3 protein-coding genes are annotated in these 2,259 nt (G+C 63.3%); all 3 read right to left on the bottom strand.

Features of this window, described 5'->3' with window-relative positions; translation table 11 throughout:
- Positions 1 to 118: 118 nt before the first annotated feature.
- Positions 119 to 922 carry an ABC transporter permease gene (locus EN969_RS27560; protein WP_013532643.1) on the bottom strand — a complete coding sequence of 268 codons (804 nt, stop codon included), beginning with the start codon at positions 920 to 922 and terminating at the stop codon, positions 119 to 121.
- On the bottom strand, positions 922 to 1,755 hold the full coding sequence (locus EN969_RS27555) for an ABC transporter permease (protein ID WP_013532644.1): 834 nt from the start codon (positions 1,753 to 1,755) through the stop codon (positions 922 to 924). Before EN969_RS27555 ends, EN969_RS27560 begins: the two co-directional genes overlap by 1 nt.
- A gap of 25 nt (positions 1,756 to 1,780) precedes the next feature.
- Positions 1,781 to 2,259, bottom strand: a 479-nt coding sequence (locus EN969_RS27550) for an extracellular solute-binding protein (RefSeq protein WP_127419564.1), incomplete at its 5' end; no start/stop codon positions are given.

Here is a 2,259-nt window from a genome sequence, read left to right as displayed (position 1 = left end):
CGCTTCAGCCGGGACAGGTGGTGATTACCGGCACCTGCGTGACACCGATAAGCGTCGAGGCAGGCGACGAAGTCATCGGCGATCTAGGCAGGTTTGGCCGCGTCTCGGTGCGGTTTGTCTAGGCTCCGCGCTGCCTGGCCACGAAACTGCGCACCGCCAGCACCAGCACGGTGATGATGATCAGGATCACCGACAATGCCGCGATCGCCGGGTCGATGTTGTCGCGCAAGCCCATCCACATGAGCCGCGGCAGCGTGATGGCGTTGACAGAGGTGATGAACAGGGTGACGCCGATTTCTTCCCAGGACAGCACGAAGGAGAGAAGTGCGGCGGTGACGATGCCGAACTTGATGTTGGGCATGATGACGCGGGTGGCGCGCTCCCACACAGTGGCCCCTAAGCCCCGCGCGGCAAGGTCGATGCGGCGGTCGAGCTGGCTGAGAGAGACCAGCATCAGCACCGTGGCGAAGGGCACGGTCATCACCGAATGGGCCATGGCGACGCCAAGCCAGGTGTCGTAGCCGAAGAACGCGCTGAAACCCGAGATCGAGGTGAGCAAGAAGTAGAGCGTGATCGCCGAGACCACCGGCGGCACCACCATCGGCAGTAGCACGAAGCCGACCAGGGCCGCGGTGAAGCGCGGCTGGAACATCCAGACGCCAAGGCTGAAGCACAGCGCCAGCACAGTTGAAAAGGCGCTGCTGACGACACCGATGCGGATCGAGAGCAGAATCGATTGGAGCCAGCGCGGGTCTTCGATCAGCGCCCGGTAATGGCGCAGCGACAGTTCGCCCGACGGCATGGCCAGCATGCGGCTCGGCGTCAGCGACACCGGGATGACGGCGAGCAGCGGCATCAGCAGGAACAGCGCCACGAAGGCGGCGATGATCAGCGAGACGGGACCGGGGCGGTAGGTCGGCATCAGATCAACTGCTTCGGTCTGACATATCGGAACAAGAGCGCCATCAGCGCGCCGACGAACAGCACCAGCACGACGCTGATCGCTGCACCCAAGCCCCAGTCCGGGCTCTGGAATATCCTGAGATAGATCAGCTCGGCAATCATGACGCTGCGGCCGCCGCCAAGGATCGCTGGCGTGACGAAGAAGCCGAGCGAGAAGACGAAAACGATCATCGCCGCGCCTATGATGCCGGAGCGCGTCATCGGCACGAACACCGTCCAGAAGGTGCGCATGCGGCTGGAGCCGAGCCCGCGCGCCGCCAGGAGCACGCGGTCGTCGAGGCTGCGCATGGCCGATGCCAGCGGAAAAACGGCGAAAGGAATGAGGAAGTGCGTCATGCCGACGATGACGCCGAATTCGTTGCGCACCAACGCCAGCGGTTCGGAGATGAAGCCGATCGCCTGCAGCCACGTGTTGATCAGGCCGCGATTGGAGAGCAGCGCCACCCAGCCGAAGGCACGGGTCAGCACGGAAATCCAGAAGGGAACGAGAATGCAGAACTCGGCGATCAGGCGCTGTGCCGGGGTTCCACGCACCCAGACGACGGTGATGGCGTAGGCAGCGGCCACCGAGACCACGGTGACGACCGCCGCGATGCGCAGCGTGCGGATGAACACCGACTGCACCAGATCGTCGGTGAGCAGCGCCTCATATTGGCCGAGGCCGGGCGTCGGCAGCGTAAAACTCCATTTGACGACGCCGAGGAACGGCCAGGCATAGGCCAGGACAAGAAACAGGAGCAGCGGCGCCATCAACAGCGCCGCGCCCATCCTGTCGGAGAGATAGGATCTCATGTCCACCCGATTATCCCGGCCCTGATCAGGCCGAGATGATCTTGGTGTATTCGTCGAGCGCCGGCCCGTAATTTTTGGCGTACCAGTCCATGTCGAGCGCGATCTGCTTCTTCATGTTCTCGGGATCGACCGGGTTGATGCGCTTCTTGTCGGCCGTGATCAGCGCGTCTGCCGCCGGGTTTGCAGGACCTTGGCCGAGCTTGTCGAACATGACCAGCTGCTTTTCAGGGTCCTGGGCACTGGCGATGAACTTCATCGCAGCGTCCTTGCCGCCGGGGTTGTTCTTGAGCACGGCCAGCGCACCGGGCGAGATCAGTCCCTGATCCCAGATGAACTTGATCTTGCCGCCCGAATCCTGCTCGATCAGCGAAGCGCGCGTCGACCAGACGATCGCCATCGAGGCCTCGCCATTGAGCAGCACGCTCTGGCTTTCGGCGCCGCCACCCCAATAGGCAACGACGTTTTCCTTGAACGCGGCGATCTTGTCATGGGCGCGCTTGAGGT

This window comes from Mesorhizobium sp. M7A.F.Ca.CA.003.01.2.1 (assembly GCF_003998945.1).
Lineage (GTDB): Bacteria > Pseudomonadota > Alphaproteobacteria > Rhizobiales > Rhizobiaceae > Mesorhizobium > Mesorhizobium ciceri.
This window is presented reverse-complemented; position numbering and strand designations above follow the sequence as displayed.

What these genes read in the sequence shown, in the direction of transcription:
- EN969_RS27560 (WP_013532643.1), bottom strand. Translation starts at nt 922, where the DNA reads ATGCCGACCTACCGCCCCGGTCCCGTCTCGCTGATCATCGCCGCCTTC.
- EN969_RS27555 (WP_013532644.1), bottom strand. Translation starts at nt 1,755, where the DNA reads ATGAGATCCTATCTCTCCGACAGGATGGGCGCGGCGCTGTTGATGGCG.